General features: G+C 43.2%; 22 protein-coding genes. 14 read left to right on the top strand and 8 right to left on the bottom strand.

Annotation, left to right across the window (positions count from 1 at the left end; translation table 11 throughout):
- Positions 1 to 4 precede the first annotated feature (4 nt).
- Together ACI882_RS16620 and ACI882_RS16615 are read right to left on the bottom strand one after the other, a co-directional pair.
- Positions 5 to 646, bottom strand: coding sequence for a response regulator (locus tag ACI882_RS16620; RefSeq protein WP_411743793.1), 642 nt, complete (start codon positions 644 to 646; stop codon positions 5 to 7).
- A complete protein-coding gene (locus ACI882_RS16615) occupies positions 643 to 2271 on the bottom strand; it encodes a histidine kinase (RefSeq protein WP_411743792.1) in 1629 nt (542 codons plus the stop codon). Before ACI882_RS16615 ends, ACI882_RS16620 begins: the two co-directional genes overlap by 4 nt.
- A gap of 203 nt (positions 2272 to 2474) precedes the next feature.
- On the opposite strand from ACI882_RS16615, the gene napE reads away from it, so the two are divergent.
- From napE to ACI882_RS16575, 8 genes are all read left to right on the top strand, one after another.
- Positions 2475 to 2630, top strand: a complete 156-nt coding sequence (napE, locus tag ACI882_RS16610; protein WP_411743791.1) for a periplasmic nitrate reductase, NapE protein — start codon at positions 2475 to 2477, stop codon at positions 2628 to 2630.
- A gap of 6 nt (positions 2631 to 2636) precedes the next feature.
- Positions 2637 to 3131 carry a ferredoxin-type protein NapF gene (gene napF, locus ACI882_RS16605; RefSeq protein ID WP_411743790.1) on the top strand — a complete coding sequence of 165 codons (495 nt, stop codon included), beginning with the start codon at positions 2637 to 2639 and terminating at the stop codon, positions 3129 to 3131.
- 16 nt (positions 3132 to 3147) lie between these two features.
- The gene (locus ACI882_RS16600) at positions 3148 to 3507 is read left to right on the top strand and encodes a chaperone NapD (RefSeq protein ID WP_411743789.1); all 360 of its coding nucleotides are present in this window, start codon (positions 3148 to 3150) and stop codon (positions 3505 to 3507) included.
- Between the two features lie 12 nt (positions 3508 to 3519).
- A complete protein-coding gene (gene napA, locus ACI882_RS16595) occupies positions 3520 to 6015 on the top strand; it encodes a nitrate reductase catalytic subunit NapA (protein WP_411743788.1) in 2496 nt (831 codons plus the stop codon).
- 11 nt (positions 6016 to 6026) lie between these two features.
- Positions 6027 to 6479: a nitrate reductase cytochrome c-type subunit gene (locus tag ACI882_RS16590; protein ID WP_411743787.1), complete on the top strand. Its 453-nt coding sequence runs from the start codon at positions 6027 to 6029 to the stop codon at positions 6477 to 6479.
- Positions 6480 to 6488: 9 nt separating this feature from the next.
- On the top strand, positions 6489 to 7091 hold the full coding sequence (locus ACI882_RS16585) for a cytochrome c3 family protein (protein ID WP_411743786.1): 603 nt from the start codon (positions 6489 to 6491) through the stop codon (positions 7089 to 7091).
- A 119-nt stretch (positions 7092 to 7210) separates the two neighbouring features.
- On the top strand, positions 7211 to 7924 hold the full coding sequence (locus ACI882_RS16580; RefSeq protein ID WP_411743785.1) for an SDR family NAD(P)-dependent oxidoreductase: 714 nt from the start codon (positions 7211 to 7213) through the stop codon (positions 7922 to 7924).
- An 84-nt stretch (positions 7925 to 8008) separates the two neighbouring features.
- Positions 8009 to 9016 carry a nucleoid-associated protein gene (locus ACI882_RS16575; RefSeq protein ID WP_411743784.1) on the top strand — a complete coding sequence of 336 codons (1008 nt, stop codon included), beginning with the start codon at positions 8009 to 8011 and terminating at the stop codon, positions 9014 to 9016.
- A gap of 15 nt (positions 9017 to 9031) precedes the next feature.
- Here the strand turns inward: ACI882_RS16575 and ACI882_RS16570 are convergent, their stop codons facing one another.
- Complete coding sequence (locus tag ACI882_RS16570; protein ID WP_411743783.1) at positions 9032 to 9406, bottom strand: YchJ family protein; 375 nt, start codon at positions 9404 to 9406, stop codon at positions 9032 to 9034.
- Positions 9396 to 10421, bottom strand: a complete 1026-nt coding sequence (locus ACI882_RS16565) for a DUF3549 family protein (RefSeq protein ID WP_411743782.1) — start codon at positions 10419 to 10421, stop codon at positions 9396 to 9398. Before ACI882_RS16565 ends, ACI882_RS16570 begins: the two co-directional genes overlap by 11 nt.
- A 112-nt stretch (positions 10422 to 10533) precedes the next feature.
- Here ACI882_RS16565 and ACI882_RS16560 point away from each other — a divergent pair, with 112 nt between their 5' ends.
- Positions 10534 to 10845, top strand: a complete 312-nt coding sequence (locus ACI882_RS16560; RefSeq protein ID WP_411743781.1) for a YqcC family protein — start codon at positions 10534 to 10536, stop codon at positions 10843 to 10845.
- 41 nt (positions 10846 to 10886) lie between these two features.
- Here the strand turns inward: ACI882_RS16560 and ACI882_RS16555 are convergent, their stop codons facing one another.
- Complete coding sequence (locus ACI882_RS16555) at positions 10887 to 11468, bottom strand: Fe-Mn family superoxide dismutase (protein ID WP_411743780.1); 582 nt, start codon at positions 11466 to 11468, stop codon at positions 10887 to 10889.
- Positions 11469 to 11782: 314 nt separating this feature from the next.
- Here ACI882_RS16555 and ACI882_RS16550 point away from each other — a divergent pair, with 314 nt between their 5' ends.
- The 4 genes from ACI882_RS16550 (at position 11783) to ACI882_RS16535 (ending at position 16708) form a co-directional block, all read left to right on the top strand.
- Complete coding sequence (locus tag ACI882_RS16550) at positions 11783 to 14086, top strand: 7TM diverse intracellular signaling domain-containing protein (RefSeq protein ID WP_411743779.1); 2304 nt, start codon at positions 11783 to 11785, stop codon at positions 14084 to 14086.
- Between the two features lie 75 nt (positions 14087 to 14161).
- The gene (locus tag ACI882_RS16545) at positions 14162 to 15067 is read left to right on the top strand and encodes a hypothetical protein (protein ID WP_411743778.1); all 906 of its coding nucleotides are present in this window, start codon (positions 14162 to 14164) and stop codon (positions 15065 to 15067) included.
- Positions 15068 to 15097: 30 nt separating this feature from the next.
- Positions 15098 to 15868 carry a DeoR family transcriptional regulator gene (locus ACI882_RS16540; protein ID WP_411743777.1) on the top strand — a complete coding sequence of 257 codons (771 nt, stop codon included), beginning with the start codon at positions 15098 to 15100 and terminating at the stop codon, positions 15866 to 15868.
- A gap of 129 nt (positions 15869 to 15997) precedes the next feature.
- Positions 15998 to 16708, top strand: a complete 711-nt coding sequence (locus ACI882_RS16535) for a DUF3581 domain-containing protein (protein WP_411743776.1) — start codon at positions 15998 to 16000, stop codon at positions 16706 to 16708.
- Positions 16709 to 16890: 182 nt separating this feature from the next.
- Here the strand turns inward: ACI882_RS16535 and ACI882_RS16530 are convergent, their stop codons facing one another.
- Positions 16891 to 17607 (bottom strand): glucosaminidase domain-containing protein, encoded by a 717-nt coding sequence (locus tag ACI882_RS16530; RefSeq protein ID WP_411743775.1) that lies wholly within the window; start codon positions 17605 to 17607, stop codon positions 16891 to 16893.
- Between the two features lie 162 nt (positions 17608 to 17769).
- Here ACI882_RS16530 and ACI882_RS16525 point away from each other — a divergent pair, with 162 nt between their 5' ends.
- Positions 17770 to 18105: a DUF2185 domain-containing protein gene (locus tag ACI882_RS16525; RefSeq protein WP_411743774.1), complete on the top strand. Its 336-nt coding sequence runs from the start codon at positions 17770 to 17772 to the stop codon at positions 18103 to 18105.
- A 17-nt stretch (positions 18106 to 18122) separates the two neighbouring features.
- Here ACI882_RS16525 and ACI882_RS16520 read toward each other — a convergent pair whose 3' ends face one another.
- Together ACI882_RS16520 and ACI882_RS16515 are read right to left on the bottom strand one after the other, a co-directional pair.
- Positions 18123 to 19148, bottom strand: coding sequence for a polysaccharide deacetylase family protein (locus ACI882_RS16520; RefSeq protein ID WP_411743773.1), 1026 nt, complete (start codon positions 19146 to 19148; stop codon positions 18123 to 18125).
- Positions 19145 to 19978 (bottom strand): sulfurtransferase, encoded by an 834-nt coding sequence (locus ACI882_RS16515; RefSeq protein WP_411743772.1) that lies wholly within the window; start codon positions 19976 to 19978, stop codon positions 19145 to 19147. Before ACI882_RS16515 ends, ACI882_RS16520 begins: the two co-directional genes overlap by 4 nt.
- Positions 19979 to 20546 lie beyond the last annotated feature (568 nt).

Below are 20546 nucleotides of genomic sequence, written 5' to 3'. Positions count from 1 at the left end.
TATCCTATAAGTCGTGAGTGTGTTCAAGTGCGAATATGGCAGCTTCAACTCGTGAACGTAAATGAAGCTTTGCCAGCATGCGCTTAACATGCACTTTTACCGTGCCTTCGGCAATTGATAAACGCTCTCCGATAGCCCTGTTTGTTAATCCTTCGGCAACCAGTTGAAGTACATCGAGCTCGCGGTCAGTTAATTCAGAGATAGCTGGATTACGACCGTCGGGAGTTCTACTTTGAATAGCTTGCTTAACAATTTCTCGAATAGAGTCACTAATTACTTGTTGACCCATCGCACAATGTCTAATTTCTTTGATCAGTAGCTCTGGTTCAATGTCCTTCAAAATATAACCATCAGCACCAGCCCTTATGGCTTGGTGAATATCATTTGGATTGTTTGAAACAGTAAACATGATAATACGGGCATCAAGCGCTTCATTTTTGATCTGACGCAAGGTTTGAATACCATCTTGCCCAGGCATGTTAAAATCAAGTAAGACGAGGTCAGGCTCAGTATCATTGATCACCTTTACCGCCTGGGTAGGATCACCCAAGTTAGCAACTAATACTAAATCATCTTCTAATTCAATAAGGTCTGATAAACCACGACGTAGCATTGGGTGGTCATCGATTATGGCGATTCTGATCATGTTATGCCTACTTTTGTTTGGGGGAAGGTTAACGTCACGAAAATGCCACCAGAATCACGCTGCAAAAATGTAATTTCGCCGCGCAACTCAATTGCTCTTTCATGCATAATTTCAAGGCCAAAATGATTAGCCTTACGTGTATTTGTGTCAAAGCCAATGCCGTCATCAATTACCTCAACGACTAAGTTGCTATTCGAAACTTTTAAATTGACTAGGGCATGCTCGGCTTGGCTATGTTTGGCTACATTTGTTAGTGCTTCTCTTACAATATGAAGACAGTTTATTTCTTGAGCAGCAGACAGCCTAATTGGCCAATTAGCATCACTCTTTAGCTCTATAGACAGATTGTTTGCGCGGTTGATCATGTCAATAGCCGCCTCTAAAGCGGGCACTAAGCCGGGTTGATCGAGTTGCGAGCGAAACGTGACCAGTAGCTCTCGTAAACTTCGATAGCTATCACCTAAACCTTCTTTAATTTCTTCAACCACGCCGGGTAATGCAGCTTGTTCATTGCGCGCCTGTAGTTTTTGCCAGCGAGCAACCTGCATTTTTAGGAAGCTAAGAGATTGAGCTAAAGAATCATGAAGTTCTCTAGCAAGATTATTGCGTTCATTCATCAATGCAATACGGTTGTTATTGTATTGATTTAGCTGGGTTTGATGCGCTGTCTCAAACAATTCACAAATGGTCGTCATGGTATATTTTTGCCAATTTTGAAGCGGAATTGCACTGCAATAAACAAGTGAAAAGCTCGGGTCTGTGCCTGCCCTAAAGCAGCTTTCATGATTGTCTTTACAGTGGCTATAGTTGAGCTCCCAATAAATACTGTCTGATTCAAATTGTTGTGAAAGCTCTTCGATCACTTGATCCTTTAATTGGTCTAAATTTGGTTCGCTGCCGGCCAAAGACTGACTGATTCGAAAGAGAAACTCTAATGCATTGTAATTAACAGCAAGCTCTTTGTTACTTTGGGCTAAGCGTACACTGAGTTTTCCGTTTGCTTCTATAAGGTCATCGGCTAAGTTATTTATGGCCTTGGATAAGTCTCCAAACTCATCTTCTTTTTCATATTTAGAGCGAGCTTCCAAGCGACCGTGCTGTATATGCCCAATGGTACGGCGTAGCGAAACCATCGGTTTCACAAAACGAAGTAAAATGAATAGCGAAAAAGCCAATGCAATTAGTAAAGTGACGATTAAAAGTGACGCTTGCCAAGCACGTAACCAGGCTATTTTTTCTTCAGACCACTGCTGCACACTTGAAACAAGAATGTCAATTTCATCTACAAACCCCTCAACATCAGCCAAAAAAAGCCTCGGATCATTGAATAGGTCATATTCCATTCGCTGCCATTGATTGTGAACTTTTAAGTATTGGTTATCTAGCTCGATAGATTCTTGTTTAATGTAGCCTTTCAACTCTGGTGAATCTAACCGATCGCTAAACTCGCGTGCCAACTCAAGTAAAGCAGCCTCGTTTTCATTACTCTGAATTGCATTAGCAATGCGATAGCTCTGCATTCGAAGAGACCCTGATAAATTCACGGCTAGGGCGTCGCCATAGACTTCTTTAGCGATCAATTGCGCTGAAAAGCTAGCAATACTTGAAATTAGAACTAGTATCAAAAAGCCGCCTATTAGCGCGCTTGAGATAGGAAAAGACCCGAACCAGTTCAATTTATTTGTTTTTCGAGGTAATAACAAAGTGGTATTCACCTGTTTCATGACATTAAACAATAGAGGTACCCCTTTCGAGGTACGAGCTTTGTCTCGGACTCATCTAAGATACCTCCATAAATAACTAAAAACCATCTAGATAAGGAGAGTTCATGATGTCAGAAGTGACTAAAGAAAAGAAAAAAGAGCGTAACGCTTTCCTTTTCATCACCGTTGTTTTGTTTCCATTGTTGTCAGTGGCAATTGTAGGCGGATATGGCTTCATCATTTGGATGTCCCAGTTACTTTTTGGTTCCCATACGTTTTAAGTCATCATGATACATGGAGATACTAGTCGGCGAAGCTTACTGAGAGGGCAATTCAGTGCTAAGTCAATCAAAACGGCCTTACGCCCACCAGGCGCTATTGAAGAGTCACTGTTCATAAGTGCTTGTTCTCGTTGTGGTGACTGTATTACGTCCTGTCCTGAGCAGATAATAATTAAAAGCGACGGTGGGTTTCCAAGCATTGACTATAGTCAAAGAGGCTGTACCGGTTGCGGTGAATGCCAAGAGGTTTGTCCAACGTTGGCGCTATCTCAGCAAGGTCAAAAGTGGCCTCAGGGCATTGCAGTGATAGATGACAGTTGTTTGGCTCATAAAGGCGTGACCTGTCAAAGCTGTAAAGACAGCTGTGAGTCATCTGAGGTGATTCACTTTAACTGGCAAGATAGAACACCGGTACCGGAAATTAACACAGAACACTGTACAGGGTGCGGCGAATGTATCTCTGTTTGCCCAACAAACAGTATCGAAGTAAAGCAGATTTAAACCAAAGGCAAAACACATGAAGAATGCAGTTTCGATCCAAATGAAAAATGAAGAAGAGCACATCGTCAGTGTCGTTATTCATGTTCGTCCAGATAATTTACCCACCGTAATTTTAGCGATGGACGGCATTGAGGGTGTAGAGCGTGTTGCCAATGATGGTTTAGGCAAAGAAGTGGTACTTATTAGCGCGCCAACAGCAAAGAAAGTCATGCAGCGCATTGAAGAAATTCAGGCTTACAAAGGCGTTTTAAACGTCGCCATGATTGCTCATCACGCTGAAACCACTGACGCACTCGATGAAGAAATAGAATTATCCTCGCTAATTATGAACCAAGGCGAGTCATCAACCGAATCAACAGCACCACAAGAATCATAGCAGGAGACATCTATGAAACTAACAAGAAGAGATGTAGTAAAAGCGCAGGCGGCCGCTGCTGCTGCTTCAGTAGCCGGCGTTTCATTGCCTGTTCAGGCAACGAACCTGATTGCCAGTAGCCAAGACAATAAAATTCATTGGGATAAAGCACCTTGTCGATTCTGTGGCACAGGTTGTTCTGTTTCTGTGGGCACTAAAAACGGTAAAGTTGTGGCAACGCATGGCGACCAACTTGCTGAAGTGAACCGCGGACTTAACTGCATTAAAGGATATTTTTTAGCCAAAATCATGTACGGCAAAGATCGTTTAACGCAGCCTTTGCTACGCAAAAAGAATGGAAAGTACGATAAAAACGGTGACTTCACTCCAGTTTCTTGGGATGAAGCATTCGACACCATGGCTGAAAAGTGGAAGAAAACCCTTAAAGACAAAGGGCCTGAAGCCATCGGTATGTTTGGTTCAGGTCAGTGGACGGTTTGGGAAGGTTACGCCGCTTCTAAGCTAATGAAAGCCGGCTTCCGCTCAAACAATATCGACCCTAATGCACGGCATTGTATGGCTTCAGCGGTGGCAGGTTTTATGCGAACCTTTGGAATCGATGAGCCGATGGGCTGTTATGATGATATGGAGCACGCAGATGCATTTGTATTGTGGGGCTCTAACATGGCGGAAATGCATCCTATTTTATGGACGCGCATTACAGACCGTCGCTTGTCACATCCGCACGTTAAAGTGGCGGTTATGTCGACCTATGAACACCGCAGCTTTGACCTTGCCGACATCCCAATGGTCTTCAAGCCACAAACCGATTTGATCATTGCCAACGCACTTGCTAACTACATAATTCAAAACAATAAAATCAATAAAGATTTTGTTGCCAAACACGTTAATTTCCGTAAAGGGAATGATGATATTGGTTATGGTTTACGTCCAGAACACCCCCTGGAACAAAAAGCTAAAAATGCTGATAAAGCGGGTGGTTCAGAAGGCATTGATTTTCAAACCTATGCGGAGTTTGTTAAGCCTTATACATTATCTTATGCCGCGAAAGAATCAGGCGTTTCAGAGGCCGCTCTATTAGAAATGGCAAAACTTTATGCTGATCCAAATGTTAAAGTGATGTCATTGTGGACCATGGGTGTGAATCAACATACACGCGGTGTTTGGATGAACAACATGATTTATAACCTGCATCTATTAACAGGCAAAATTTCTGAGCCAGGGAACAGCCCATTCTCTCTCACCGGTCAACCGTCTGCTTGTGGCACGGCTCGTGAAGTTGGTACATTCTCGCACCGTTTACCGGCAGACTTAGTGGTCACCAACCCTAAACACAGGGCATTCGCTGAGAAAATATGGCGATTACCTGAAGGAACCATTCCAGCGAAAGTTGGCGCGCACGCGGCCTTGCAAAACCGAATGTTAAAAGATGGTGAAATCAACTGTTACTGGGTACAAGTAAATAACAACATGCAAGCTGCGGCGAACATGATGGAAGAAACTTACCCTGGCTATCGTAACCCTGATAACTTTATTGTGACTTCAGATGCTTACCCAACGGTAACCTGTGAAGCGTCAGATCTTATTCTACCGACTGCCATGTGGGTTGAAAAAGAAGGTGCCTATGGCAACGCAGAACGACGTACGCAATTTTGGCATCAGCTAACCGAAGCCCCTGGCGAAGCTAAATCAGATTTATGGCAGCTGATGGAATTTTCTAAGCGTTTCCAAATTGAAGACGTATGGCCAGCAGAATTGCTTGATGCGAATCCAGAGTACAAAGGCAAGTCAATGTACGAAGTCTTGTATAAGAATGGAAACGTTGACCGCTATGGGATGGACGAAGTAAACCCTGAGTATGGTAACCACGAAGCAGAAGACTTTGGCTTTTACGTTCAAAAAGGTTTGTTCGAAGAATATGCAGAATTTGGCCGTGGCCATGGTCACGATCTAGCCCCATTCGATGTTTACCATGAAGAGCGAGGCTTGCGATGGCCGGTTGTGAATGGTAAAGAAACTAAGTGGCGTTTCCGTGAAGGCTACGACCCCTATGTTGAACCAGGCCGTGGTGTTCAGTTCTACGGACACACCGATGGACGCGCAATTATTTTTGCATTGCCGTTTGAGCCAGCACCCGAAAGCCCTGATGCAGAATACGATTTATGGCTATCAACAGGGCGCGTTTTAGAGCATTGGCATTCGGGTTCTATGACTCAACGAGTTCCAGAGCTATACAAAGCAGTACCCGATGCACTTTGTTATATGCACCCGCAAGATGCGAGAGATCGTGGCTTACGACGCGGTGATGAAATTAAAGTGGCTTCTCGTCGTGGTGAAATACGCACTCGAGTTGAAACTCGCGGCCGTAACAAGCCACCGCAAGGTTTAATTTTCGTCCCTTGGTTTGACGCTAGTCAATTAATTAACAAGTGCACACTTGATGCAACTGATCCGATCTCTAAGCAGACCGATTACAAAAAATGTGCAGTTAAAGTGACGAATGTATAAGGAGTATGACCATGAAAAAATTAATAACCTTATTGTCACTGATTGGCATTATGGCTTTCGCAGTGGCAGAAAACCAAGTATCTACCTTACGAGGTTCAGCTGACTTGTTAGATAACGAAACCGCGCCACGAATGGCAAATGAGCAGAATGATGATCAACGGCGAACGCGCGACTATCCAATGGCTCCGCCAACGATACCGCACAAGATCGATGGCTATCAGATTGATCTAAAGGTTAACAAGTGCTTGTCTTGTCATAACCGCCAGCGAGTGGCTGACTCGCAAGCTCCGATGATATCCGTGACTCACTTCATGAATCGCGATGGTAACTTCCTTGCAGACGTATCGCCGAATCGATATTTTTGTACTCAGTGCCATGCATCGCAATTAGAGGTCAAGTCTTTGTTAATTAATGAGTTCATCAGTATGGATGAAATAATAAGACAAACAGACCAGGGTCATTAAGGAGTCGATATGTGGCAAAAAATTAAAGGAACGGTTGTGGGTTTATGGCAAGTGCTTGCAAAACCTTCAGTACATTACTCATTAGGTTTTTTGACCTTGGCGGGCTTTATCGCTGGTGTTATTTTCTGGGGTGGTTTCAACACTGCGCTGGAATATGCCAACACCGAAGAGTTTTGTATTAGCTGTCATGAAATGCGAGACAACCCATACGCAGAACTGCAAGAGACGATTCACTTTTCGAATCGCTCAGGTGTCCGTGCAATGTGCTCAGACTGTCATGTCCCTCATGAGTGGACTTACAAGATTGCTCGTAAAATGCAAGCATCAAAAGAAGTATGGGGTAAGATTTTTGGCACTATCAACACGCCAGAGAAGTATGAGGCTAAGCGACGACAGCTAGCTGAGCATGAGTGGGCGCGCTTCAAAGCGAATGATTCGTTAGAATGTCGTAACTGCCATGACTTCGATGCGATGGATTTCACAGCGCAGAGCCAGCGAGCTGCAGATCAACACAGCACTGCATTGGCCAGTGGCGAAAAAACCTGTATCGATTGTCATAAGGGTATTGCGCATCATTTACCCGACATGAGTGGCGTACCAGGTTGGGAATAGCCTAAACAGGTATTAAATTCAGTTGAATTTGTAAACCCAAGCTCCTAACGGAACTTGGGTTTTTTTCGGTCTGTGATAAAGTGAGCAAAAATTCAAACACTTGCTTAGGGTTCATCACAATGAAAAATTTACTAATTTTAGTTGGCGGTTCGGCAGGCTTAGGCGCAGCCCTATATGATCAATTTCTTGAACTAGATTATGAAATTGTTGAGTTTTCTCGCAGTGGGAATAAACAAGGGCACATTGACGTTGATTTATCTCACAAAGAGTCGGCCATTGATGGAATTGATCAGGCGTTTAGTCAACTTTCTGAAAGCAGTTGGAAAAAAGTAGTCCTTATTCTGAACGCCGCTCAAATTTCGCCCATTGGTGATTTATCAACCAGTGAGCCAAAGCAATGGTGGCAACATATAGAGGTGAACTTTACGATGCCTATCTCGATAGTAGGGCGCTTTCAAACGCACTTTCAAGCGCTGAACTGTGAAAAAACCATCGCATTTGTCTCTTCAGGTGCGGCAACCTCCGTCATCGAAGGATGGAGCTTATATTCTGGCAGCAAAGCAGGCGTTGAGCATTTCATGCGTGTTGTTGCCCAAGAGCAAAGCGCACAAGCCTACCCAATAAACTGCGCTATCTTAAATCCTGGAATAATGGATACCAATATGCAGGCCACTATTCGTAGCGCCTCTGCGGAACATTTTAGTAATGTTGAATGGTTCCAGCAGGTTCATGAAAATGGCCAGCTTGCGACACCTGATGCCGTTGCTAAGAATATTGTTAAGTTGCTGTCTAAGCCATTTGAGTCTGGACAAGTATTTAATGTATCGGCCTAATTTATAACATTCAATTTAGGCTTAATCCCGCTACAATAGCTGCTTTTTTTGAATTGATTTAATTTAACGCTTTCAGGAGCTGATATGCCCATAAGACATGCGGTTGTACACGGATTAACCATCAACGAGAGCCAAGTTGATATACACCTCAATGATGCTGAGCTAGAGCTCAACGAATCCGTTGAAGATTTGGTCTATCGCATAAAGTCGTCTTTTTATGGCCGCAGCAGTAAACAATATGGCCAATTCGATGAAACGGGTCGAGCCGTCAGCCATTCAATACGAGCGCTGCAAGGTAAAAAAATCAGTTTTATTGCCGCCAGTCACCAAATTATAGAGTCTTTTGCATCCCTGCTAAAAGATGAGTCACTGTCTACGCAGGGCTACTGGTTAATTGTTGAAGAAACACTCGAGCAGGGAGATTTTTTCTGGTTGTGTCAGTTTAAAAGCAAAGATGAATTAAGCGTAACATCAGAGTTAGACATTCACGGCAACAGCGTTATTGATTTTAGTAAATTAGGTTTTGCGGCGCAGGTGAACATGACCGACCTAATCGAAGAAGATGTAGAAAAATACATCACATTGAGCTTTGGGTTTGGAGATAGAGCCCTGCAGGCTGGATTAACTAACTACATGGGTTTTACTGAAACGGTGAGTCCAACTGAAGACACCAAGTTGTTTATGGATGTGGTGAAAGCCTTTAGTGACACGATGCCAAAGGAGAAGGGCGCTAGCTATCAAAAGAAAGCAGCGGAGTATTGTGTCGAGCAATCTAAATCAGGTGAAACGGTGGCTTACCAAGCTATTTCGGATGAGCTCGTCAATGATACTCAAAGCAGTGTCGCTGATTCATTGTCGAATTATATTCTAGAGAAAAAGCCAGAAATTAAAGAACACTTCATACCTGATCAAAAAAGCCTGAAAAAATTCATTCGTTTTAGTGGAAAAAGTAAGGAAGTATCGATTAGTTTTAATAACGATACTTTAGGGAATGCTATCGAGTTTGATGCCGAGAGAGAGCATCTAGTGATCAAGCAATTGCCGGCCGCGTTACTTAAACAGTTGAAGCAATTAAACGAGCCAAGTGAGTAATCGTAGGTTAATTGACTAGCTTAATGCGCTCACGTAACACCAACGGTTCTTAGTTTTCTTAAACAGCGAGTGCTCATGCAATAGGCACTCGTTGCCTTCCTCTAGATAGTAAGCTTTAAATTCTACAGTGCCTTGTTTCAAACCTTGTTTAGATTGAATGACCTCGAGTTTGAGCCATTGGGTCGCTGCCAAATTTTCTTTATCCAGTACCGGCCTGTTAGTCGGAGTCCATGTTTTCATTAAATACTCCGCATCGCACAATACGTATGCTGAATATCGAGAACGCATTAGTGCTTCGACGGTTTTTGCATGCATACCTTGATGGTGATAACGAGCACAACAGGTTTGATAGCTTAATGTTGAGCCACAAGGACAAGCATTAGTGCACATCGCGCTGGCCTCTGTGCTCTTGAATTAAGGCGCTTAAAGCATTGGCCAAAGCGGGCGTAATGTTCGGTGCCTTAAGTAAAGTCATGACAATACCTTGCTGGCCCGGCTGAATAGACAAATGCTGAATAGTGCGAATGAAGCCATCTATATCGGTTACTTGGGCTAATTGGTCTAATATAGGGATCGAAAAATCTGTTTCGCTAATCCAACTCGGGTAGCGGGTTATAATAGCTAAAAGTAATTCGAGGTTTTTAGCAAAGAACTTCAAACCTTGCTCGATGACTGGGCGAACCAACAACTTAGCTTTGCTCTGGGATACGGCACGTACCACTGCGACCATTTCAGCTGCTTGTGTATAGATGGTTGCTCGCCCGAGAATAGCCTGAACCAGTTGAGTACTGGCTTGGCAGTGTTCTAGTTGGTGCATTAACGCGATAAAGGGTTCACTCGGAATGTGCGCAATGTGTTCAATCAGTGCTCGCTCTTCTCTATCGGACAATCGAACCAGTGCATCAGAGATCCCCTGTAACCCCAACGTTTGCCAATCGAGATTAGAATCGGTACCGCAATAGTAATTTATAGCGGGAAGGTGAAATGGACTTGCTGGTGAACCGAGTTGTTTGGTCGCATAAGCGTGCAATGCAGCTTTTTTCTCATCACTGGGGGTAAATTGATAAGGGTGATCGGTTAGTAATCGCTGACGTTCTGCTTCATCTTGCGTTTGTATAGAACGATAAAGGCGGTTAACTAAGTCGCTGTGTACCGCAGTACCTAATTGTCCCATTTCATCGAGTGGCAGTTTAAGAAACCAAAAACTGTTTTGTGCCTTATTCTCAGGGTTCCATAGCAGAATCACTAACCATGCAAAGTTCAAATAAGGGCTAGGATAGGGCTCGCCTTCATCAAGCTGTTTTAAAGCGCCCTTTGGCATTTTTTTGAGTTGGACACCCAGGTCAAATAAAGTGAAGTTGGCGCCGGTGAGTTCTAGGAATCCGGCCAAACTCGGAGTTGTCATGCGTTTACCCTGAAAAAGATGAATAGGAGGCATTTTACGCTACTCAATGTATCGATAACAAATTTACGTTAGAATTTAAGCTAATGTTTATTGAATTAGTGAGAGTTACTCGGTGTCATTAGTAGTTTCGGAACTTTTAGAGCAAATGCAGGTAGAAATGGAGCGATTAGCACTCTGGCAAGCCACGCCACCAACAGCGGAGCAGTTTCAAAGTGACGTGCCATTTTGCATGAACACCATGGCTTGTTCCCAGTGGCTGCAATGGGTCTATATAGCTCGACTTAAAGCGTTAATTGAAGGGGATTGTCAGTTACCTAATGGTGCTCAAGTGCATCCCTATGCGGAGGAAGCTTTCAAAAGTGAAGGGCTAGAGGCGAAGGTGTTATTAGAGCTGATCGCTCAGCTCGATAAAATACTGGCATAAAAAAAAGCCCGCAGAGCGGGCCTCATAGAATCTACGCTAGCTTACTTAGCAAAGTTTGCTGCTGCAAATTCCCAGTTTGCTAATGCCCAGAATGCTTCTAGGTACTTAGGACGTAGGTTACGGAAATCAATATAGTAAGCATGTTCCCACAAATCGACAGTGATTAGAGGCGTTTGGTCACCAGTGATCGGAGTCGCTGCGTTGCTGGTATTAACTATATCTAAAGAACCGTCAGCGTTTTTAACTAACCAAGTCCAGCTAGAACCAAAGTTGTTAACAGCTTTATCGTTAAATGCTGCTTGGAAATCTGCAAAAGTTCCCCACTTAACCTTGATTGCATCAGCAAGAGCGCCAGTTGGCTCGCCGCCGCCATTAGGGCTTAAGCTGTTCCAGTAGAACGTATGGTTCCAAATTTGTGCTGCATTGTTGAATACGCCACCCGAAGAAGATTTGATGATATCTTCAAGGCTTTTGTCTGCAAATTCAGTTCCAGGGATAAGGCCATTTAACTTAGTTACGTAAGTCGCATGGTGCTTGCCATGGTGAAACTCTAATGTCTCAGCAGAGATATGTGGTGCAAGTGCGTCAATCGCATATGGTAATTCAGGCAATTCAAAAGCCATGTGTACTCTCCCTTATTTATAAGTTTTTAATCTTAGCTAACCCCAATATTAGGGCGACTAGCGGAAATTTCAAGCGCAGTATAAGATAACTAAGGCGGTTATACACCCTATCGACTCTATTGTAATGCCCTATAGCTTCAAATTATAGTCGCTTTAGGTAATATAATCGCTAATGGAATCTTTTTTCAGCTTACGTTGGACTCAAGCCAATTCTTAGCTACATTTAGAGTAATTAATTAGGGTTGTACCCCATGATTTATAAGTATCTGAGTTGGAATAAGGTCAAAAGAGTACAGTTGTGTCTAAGTATGGCTATGATGCTCATTCTAGTTGCTCTGCAGTTTAATGTCAGTGCATTGGCAGAGGATGCTCCTAGTGAAGGTAGAGAGTCGTATCAATGGTTGAGTATTTACGAAGACTCAACCGCAAGCTTATCGGCGCAAGAAATTAGGCAGCAATTACAATATTTCAGCTCAGTGAGTCAGTGGCCTAGCTACGGAGAAACCAAGAGTCATATCTGGTTGCATATCGATTTTTCTATAAATAGGCCTACAGCTGATAAGCTTTGGTTAGAATTAGGCAATCCGGTAACCGATTATATAAATGTCTACCAAGTTAATCACCTCCCAAACGATAAGTTTGAAATAACATTAATACAAGAAACAGGTGATGCTCGTCTTTTTGAAAGTAGAGGGCTTTCTTTACGTAACTTCTTGATTCCTCTAAACAATGAAACGCAGCAAAGTTATTTAGTAGAAATATACGGCAAATCACCGATGGCGATCCCGCTTCAGTTAGGTGAGCTAAGTGATCTGTTTGAAACCATGGTTTCCGAAGTGACGTTTATCTATTTACTGTTTGGCATTATGATCGCAATGACGCTTTATAATGGTTTTTTGTTCCTAGGCACAAGAGTGGGTAGTTACGGCTGGTATACGCTGTATCTCGCTAGCATCTTTATGTTTTTGGTATTCTCTAGCGGCACCGGCTATAGGTATCTATGGTATAACTCCGCAGTACTGCAGCACAATTTAGGTTATGTTTTTATCTCGCTGTTTTTATTTGGCGCCTTTCGCTTCACGCGTGACTTTCTAAATATTAAGCAACTATTACCTAAGTTTGATAAGTTCTTTTCTTGGTTCTCTTTTACGCCTTTATTCATAATTATTTCGTTGTTGATTTACCCTCCATTGCTGTTGAAATTAAGCACGTTTTATATGTTAACGCTTACATTATTAGTACCGACTCTTGCAGTGATAGCGTGGGTAAAAGGCACTTCTGCAGCGTGGTTGTTTTTACTCAGTTGGATATTCATGGTTGTTGGCATGTTAACTTATAACTTGGCTATTTCTGGGGCGCTTCCACTTAATTTTTATACATTGCATGCGGGTGAAATTGGCGTTTCTATTGAATCCATATTGCTGTCTTTTGCTTTAGCATATCGAATCCGAACGATTGAGCAAAAATCTAAAGAGCAGGAGGCAGAATCTTTTCAAAAAATAGAAGCGGCATTTGCTTTGGTTGAGCGAAGTGAAGCGGCGAAAGACTCGTTTTTGAAATCCAGCAGCCATCAACTTAAAACACCTATGCATGCATTACTTAGTCATATTCAGTTACTTAGGGAGTCTATAGAGTTAGACGAGGATAGTCGCTTATTGCCAGATGTCATGGGCGCCGATAAATCTGCAACGTTACTTTTTTTTCAATTAGATAACTTATTTGCTTATTCCCAAATAGTAGCAGGTGATTTATGTCCCATCATTCAAAAAACGAATATTCGTAATGAATGTTCAAGAATACTAAATATTTGGAGTGACCTATTTGTTACTGAAAATAAGCGAATAGAGTGTTCAATCGATTCGAAGATTCCACAATATGTAGACATAGATTGGTTTCACATTCGGAAAATAATTCGCATAGCGATGGAGAATGCTCTAACCGCTACTGTGACTGGCGCCATTAAAGTTAAAATAGATGTAAATCACCTTAATGAACAGCCGATGTTACGATGTGTGATTGAAGATAGTGGACCTGGCGTGCCTGTAGAAATACTTGAATGGCTTAACAGTCAACGTGTCGAGGATCGTTGGACCGACGCCTCTTCAGGGTTGTTTATTTGTAAGAATTTAAATGATGTAATTAAAGGAGAGCTTACTCTAGAGAATAAGCCAAGTGGTGGTGCTATTTTAACTTTGAACGCTCCAATTTATGGTGTTGATGATAAGCAACCGCCAACTTTAGAATCATTGGCAGAAAAAGTCGTCATGGTTGTTGACGATGTCAAAGTAAATCGCACGATACTTAGTGGCATGTTGCGTAAAATAGGTGTTCAAGTTGTGAGTGCCAGTTCAGGAGAAGAGGCGCTAGGGCTTCTAGAAGGTGAGCATGTTGACCTAATTTTGATGGATTGCCAAATGCCTGGCTTAAGTGGTCAAGAAACGACACTGGCGATACGAACACGACAAGACACTATTGCCAATACTTCAGTGATTGCAGTCAGTGCAAATGACAATGACCTCGATCGACAAAGTTGTTTCGATGTAGGGATGCAAGATTTTATGTCAAAACCCGTCAGAATCGACGCATTACATCAAAAACTTAAAGAATGGCTTCATTGATTGTACTTCTTTAGTTGCTCTCTAACCTAGATGCTCCGATAATAGAATTTATTTATCATTAGAAGAGTTGTTTTCATGCCAGAATCTAAGCCAACGAATGAGTTGCCCAGAATGGTTCCCGATCGCGATGACATTCGGGTTCGTACCTCTCCTCGTCAACCAGAAGCTAAGCCGAGCGCTAAGGCACCTCGTGCCAGCAAGCCAAGTTCACCTAAGAACCATTCATGGCTAAATACAGTTTGGGTCATTATTGGTGGAATAGCCATTGCCTATTTAGCATTGCAGCAGTATAGCCTGAACCAGACGATCACCAGTTACGAAGAGCGCTTAGTGTTAGCCGACGATCGAATTGTATTTTTGGAGCAATCATTAACGCAAACAGATGAATCGGTCGCAATGAACGAAACAGCGATTAACGCACAGTTTAAAGCGATTAAAAGTGACGCTGATATACAAATGTCCGAAATCCGTAAGCTCTGGGACGTGACCAACAAACGCAATAAAGCTTGGATTGAAGATAATCAAGCAGAACTCAAAAGCTTATCGAAGCTGATTGATACAGCGAACGCTAAAGCTGCCACACTAGAGTCAACATTGAGTGGTATAAAATCTAACTCTGAGCAGAATGCCGTTTTAATTGGCCAGCTAGGAAATCAAACCCAAGAACAGCAACGTTTGTTATCAGATGCACAAGTAACGGTTACTGCACTACAGCAGCAAATGGCTGAGGTGTCCTTAACTGAACTAGAAGAGCAAATTGTCAGTATTCGCTTTGCACAAGAAAACCTCTTGGCAGAGCAGGGCTTGCTAACAGACAACGATGCGGCATTTACTCAGAAGTTGTCAGTATTGCAAACGGATGTCGGTTCGGTAAGTGCATCACGCTTAGAAACTAATAAACGTTTGTCAGCGTTAACCAAACAAATAGAAGCGCTTGATGCTCGCTTAACCGCTGTAGCGGGTCCTTCTGCTGGGCAATAACCGCCTTTTGATGTTAAAAGGAGTTGTCTATTGTCGACTGCAGAGCTGAACGCACGCCAAAAAAGTATCGTCCGCTGGGTTGAATCTGAAGGTTCTGTCCGTGTAGAGGATATGGTTGCGCGTTTTGGAGTAACCGTGCAAACCATTCGCAGGGATTTAACGCATTTAAATGCCCTGCAAAAGGTTCGGCGAGTTCATGGAGCCGCCAAGCCAGTCAATTCGACCGAAAATATGTCATATCGTGATCGAAAAATCATGAACTTCACCGAAAAGCAGCGTATTGCTCGCGATCTCGTCAAACACATACCCGATAATGCCAGTGTCTTTATTAATATAGGCACCACAACAGAGACGATTGCTCAAGCACTCATGCAGCATAAGGGTTTGCAAGTAATAACGAATAGCTTGCATGTCGCCGCCGTAATGAGCCAAAAAGCTGATTTTCGCGTGATTGTGACCAGTGGGGAGGTTCGTGCGACCGATGGTGGTATCGTTGGAGAGGCAACGCTCGATTTTATTCAACAGTTTAAGCTTGATTACGGCATTATCGGAATAAGTTCAATTGATGAAGATGGCACTTTGCTTGACTTTGATTACCGTGAGGTTCGAGTAGCCAAATCGATCATTCAGCACAGCCGCAAGGTGCTGTTAGCGGCAGATCACAGTAAGTTTGCTCGCAAAGCAATGGTGCGCTTGGGTAACATTGCCAATGCAGATATGCTCTTTACCGATAAAGCACCCAGTGAACAAATAATATCGGTCATGAATGAGCATAATGTGGTTTTGCAAATTTGTCGATAAGTCGTCTTTAACTCCAATTCACAAATCTTATATTCTCTGTTGGCTTTATTTTGTTGGCAGATAGGGCAGACTAACAAAGTAAACTTCGTTATATTTTTAGTGATTTTAGGGTAATTAGAGGGTTTTATAGTGTTTTTAGATGAATTTCATACCGTAAGTGACGATAAGATCATTATATCAGCGGAGCAAGCCAGCCGGTTTGCAAAGGAAGTTGCGGGTGATTTTAATCCAATTCATGACCCAGATGCGAAGCGCTTTTGTGTACCAGGCGACCTATTGTTTGCCATTACATTATCCAAGTATGGTTTAAGCCAAAACATGGCCGTATCATTCTCTGGTATGGTCGGTCGTGACCTACCGATTGTTATGCCAACGAAAGCCGATGAAGCCATAGAGTTGAAAGACGAAAATGGAAAGTTATATACAACCATTGAGCATTCTGGTGATGTATCTCACAACGAGTCTTTGATTAGCGCCTTTATTCGTAATTATGTTGAATTTTCTGGTCAAAATTTCCCATTTATTTTGGTGCCATTGCTAGATAAACACCAAGTAATGTTCAACCCAAAACGTCCTTTAGTAATTTACGAGAGTATGTCATTTAACTTAGACACACTGGATATAGCTCAGCCGAATCTTGAATTGGTTGATTCCACCTTAGAAGTGAATGGCAAACGCGGTGATGTGCACTTTATCTTTGCCATCAAAGATGGCGATAAGGTCGTCGGCAAGGGCGACAAAAAGCTCATCGTTAGTGGTATTCAGCCATTCGATAAGGTTGTCATGGATGAAGTAGTGACTAACTTTAATGAACTGAAAGCAGCCTACCGACCAGCTTAATGAACAGCCATACAGAAGCAGTGGGTTGGTACGGATCAACCAAAGGGGTTATTTTAACAAGTCGTTCAAGCACATCCATGTGACACTCCACAGCGAGATCCCTCTCGCTGAGGCTTATTAAAATAACCCCTTTGATTAATCCTCATACCGCGGCATTTTTAGAAATGGTACTCAGTATAGCTTTACATCTCATCAACGATTAGCTGACCCCAGTACGTTAAATGGAACTCCGCGATTGTTGCACTGATCTCCTTTGGTAATTTATCTCGATACCAGTGGCCATTCATTTGCGCGCCACGCAGTTGCATTTTAAAGCGTTCATTGCGAAACGTTTCAAACCTTTCTTGGTTTAACGAACGTTCTATAAACCAACGCACAGAGCTTGCTTTACTATTAAAAAGCTTCCATTGGCTGTGAGCCGATAAGTTGTCATCGACCATGCCACATTCGGGTTCGTAACAAACCACATTGAATAAATTATTGGCGACTCGCGCTTGAGGTGTCTGCCCCCAGTTACTACTGATGATAGCTTGAGCGAGCACAATACTGGCCGGTACTGGCGCCATTTGTTTTAAGAGCTCGTTCAGAGTTGTGTCAGTAATGGCCGGTGGTGCGTTATTTTCCCATAGACCATATCGATGCATTTTATTGAGAATCCAAGTGCTGTTTTGTTTTTGTTTGACTGTGTCACCGAGCATGGTATGAGCCTTGTGCCAGTCTGAGCTTAGCAACTTGTTCTGGCTGTAAGTAAGCTCTGCAAGAGTGTCGAGCCATGTGAGCTGAGCATCTGTCAATCCGCTTGGTACGGTGCTAACGGAGAGTTCTTGTTTACTTAGCTGCCATACAGAGAAGGGGAGAAGTAGCAAGATGGCAAGTAAAATAGGTTTCCAGTGTTTCATTTCAACGCTCCGATAGTTACAAAAAATAACACGTCTAACTGATTGATTTTCAAGGTTGCTTTTTGTTCATGTTAAATCAATTAAAAAACAAGGGTGCAATTTTCATTTGTTTACTTATAATCCGCCGCCCTTTTGTTCTTAGGTTATAAGGTATTGCGCAGTATGATAAACGAGCTTCACTCTGGATCATCGTCTAACGGTCACTTATGCTTAGCGTCTAGTATGATTCTAAATGAAAGTCCGATGCCTATTCGTTTCTTTTATAAAGAGGATCCGCAGCATGTTAACGACACTGGCTTTCGCTTTTACAGTGGGCTAGAGACCGACGAATTCCTCATGGAAGAAAATGCTGCCTGTGTGGCGCCACTGGATTGTTTGGAGCGTCTTGACCCAAGCATTTGTGAGTTAGTTGAAATGTCACAAGTGGGCACCGTTTGGGAGCGCCTACCTGAAAGTAATGATTGGGTCGAAGTACTCGATTACGAAATTCCAGATTAAGTCGCTGACTTAAACCGTTATTCCTTGGTTTGAATTAACCAAGGTTTTGAATACCAGTAAAACGCATCCAGTGTTTTACTCGGCGATGTACAGTTATAACGATGCCTGCCCTGACTTAGGGGTTCTGTACTGACAAGTTCAAAGCTTTGTTGTCCAGTCCATACCGTGTCCTGCCATTGACCATCGACAAAACAATTTACGGTACTATTCATATCGCTCATATCTGTGAGGATTGCATGGAACCGTGGTTGTTTATTATCGGTTAACATATCTGACAGGTTGCTTTCATCGATAGGCATAGGCACGGATTCAATTTTCGTCTTCAATGTTTTGGTATTGGCATATATGCCAGCTGCTGCGAATCTTGGCAGTGCGGTGAAATTGCTGGCAGAGTTTACGCCTCCAGAATGCTGGGCAAAACCAACATAACCCATCTCTGAGATGAGTGCTTGTAACGAATGACTGAACTCACCGTAGGGGTAGGCAAACCAGTTAGGGATGTCGTTGCCGAGCTCGTCGATAAGCCTTTGTTGGGCATATTCGATGTTTAAACGTGTCTGAGCTAGCCAGAGCTCATCTAAACTACGATGACGTACTAAATAGCCATGATCACGACTATGGTTCGCAATAATAACCCCCGCCTGCTTCATCTCTCTGAGCTGATCCCAAGTTAGCATGTCAGCGAACTTCTGATCAATCGGGTCTGTCGCTGCAAATATGGTAAATGGGTAATCAAACTCGGTTAATAGAGGAAAGGCATTATGATAAATGCTGCGATAGGCATCATCGAAGGTTATGGCAATGGCGTTTTTCGGCAATGTTTTATTTTGAACAACTGCACTTAGCGCTTCGTCTAGTGCAATAACTGGAAATTGATTGTCTTTAAAAAACTGTAAGTGTTCTCTAAACTTCGCAGGGCTTACAGAGGTGCTTGCTGGGGAGTTTTCAGAGACATGATGATAAACCAGCACGTTGAAGTGTGTCTGGGCTAGGGAGTGTGCACTGAGGCATGCGAATAGGAAGAGTCGAATAAAAATCTTCATAACGGAGTTCCTTCCACGCCAGAGGCAATCGGGCGGCTGTTCACTGTAATCCATTCACTCCAGCTGCCTGCATAGAGCTTCGGGAGCTCTCTTCTTGCAATGGCGAAGGCTAAAATATTATGGCAAGCCGACACGCCTGATCCGCAATAGCAGACAACCTGGTCATCACATTGTTCAAATCGTTGTGCTAGAGCATCTGATGTTTGGAAATGGCCGTTAGATTGTAAGTTTTTACTAAAGTCTGCGTTTAATGCCCCAGGAATGTGGCCGGCTTTGGTGTCTAATGGTTCAACTTCACCGGCGTAGCGTGGTAGTGCTCGGGCATCCAATATCTGAACCGGTAAGTTAAGTAGTTGGTCCGCGGTAATAACCCAATCTTTTAATTTAATGTCGATATTGGAAGGTGTACGTGTGGGTGTTGTTTCCTCGAGTGGCTGTTCTGCTTTAAGCCAAGCGTCGAGACCTCCATCAAGCACCTTAACATTGTTTATGCCTGCCCAAAGCAGCATCCACCAGGCCCTTGCGGCAAACATGCTATTTTGCTGATCATAGACGACAATGGTTGAATCTTTTTGTATACCCCAACGTCGTAACGTAGCTTGCCATGCATCGCGTGACGGTAGCGGGTGCCTGCTGGTCTTGCCTTCAATAATTGGCCCAGATAGATCATCTTCCAAGTGAGCGTGAATCGCGCCTGGAATATGTCCAGCAAGGTATAAATTAATGGCATTGTCTCGATTGGTTAAATCTGAACGGCAATCCAAAATAATAATATCACTGCCCGACTGGGTAACTTCGATAAGCTCAGAAATACTTATTAAAGGGGTCATATTCGCTCGCCTGTAAGGTGTTAGATAAAAACAAGCCCGATAATAACGCGTCGCTAAGCAAGAGGTAAGGGGCTAAACCTCTAACTGAGACTTACACCGTTAAATATACAGCTACCAGCAGCGGGCGGACCCATATAAGCGATTAGAGTCTGCGGAGACGAGCAAAACATATTCTAGTGCTATGGCGATTTCCGCTTAGGTACCAAATTATCCTTGAGCGGTCGCTGTTCGCGCGTCCATGCGCCGCTAAACTTCGCCATCCATGGCTCAGATTCCCGATCAAGGATAATTTGATACCTAAGCTAGTTTCAGTGGTAGGTTTAATTCTTAAACACGCAGCCCGAAGCCCGCAGCCTGAAACAGGTCGTCCCGCTCAGGTACCAAATTATCCTTGAGCGGTCGCTGTTCGCGCGTCCATGCGCCGCTAAACTTCGCCATCCATGGCTCAGATTCCCGATCAAGGATAATTTGATACCTAAGCTAGTTTCAGTGGTAGGTTTAATTCTTAAACACGCAGCCCAAAGCCCGCAGCCTGAAACAGGTCGTCCCGCTCAGGTACCAAATTATC

The sequence above is a fragment of the Reinekea sp. genome (assembly GCF_046710285.1).
In the GTDB taxonomy this organism is placed as follows: Bacteria; Pseudomonadota; Gammaproteobacteria; order Pseudomonadales; family Natronospirillaceae; genus Reinekea.
Note: the sequence above shows the minus strand (reverse complement) of the source record. Positions and strands in the feature narration are given on the sequence as shown.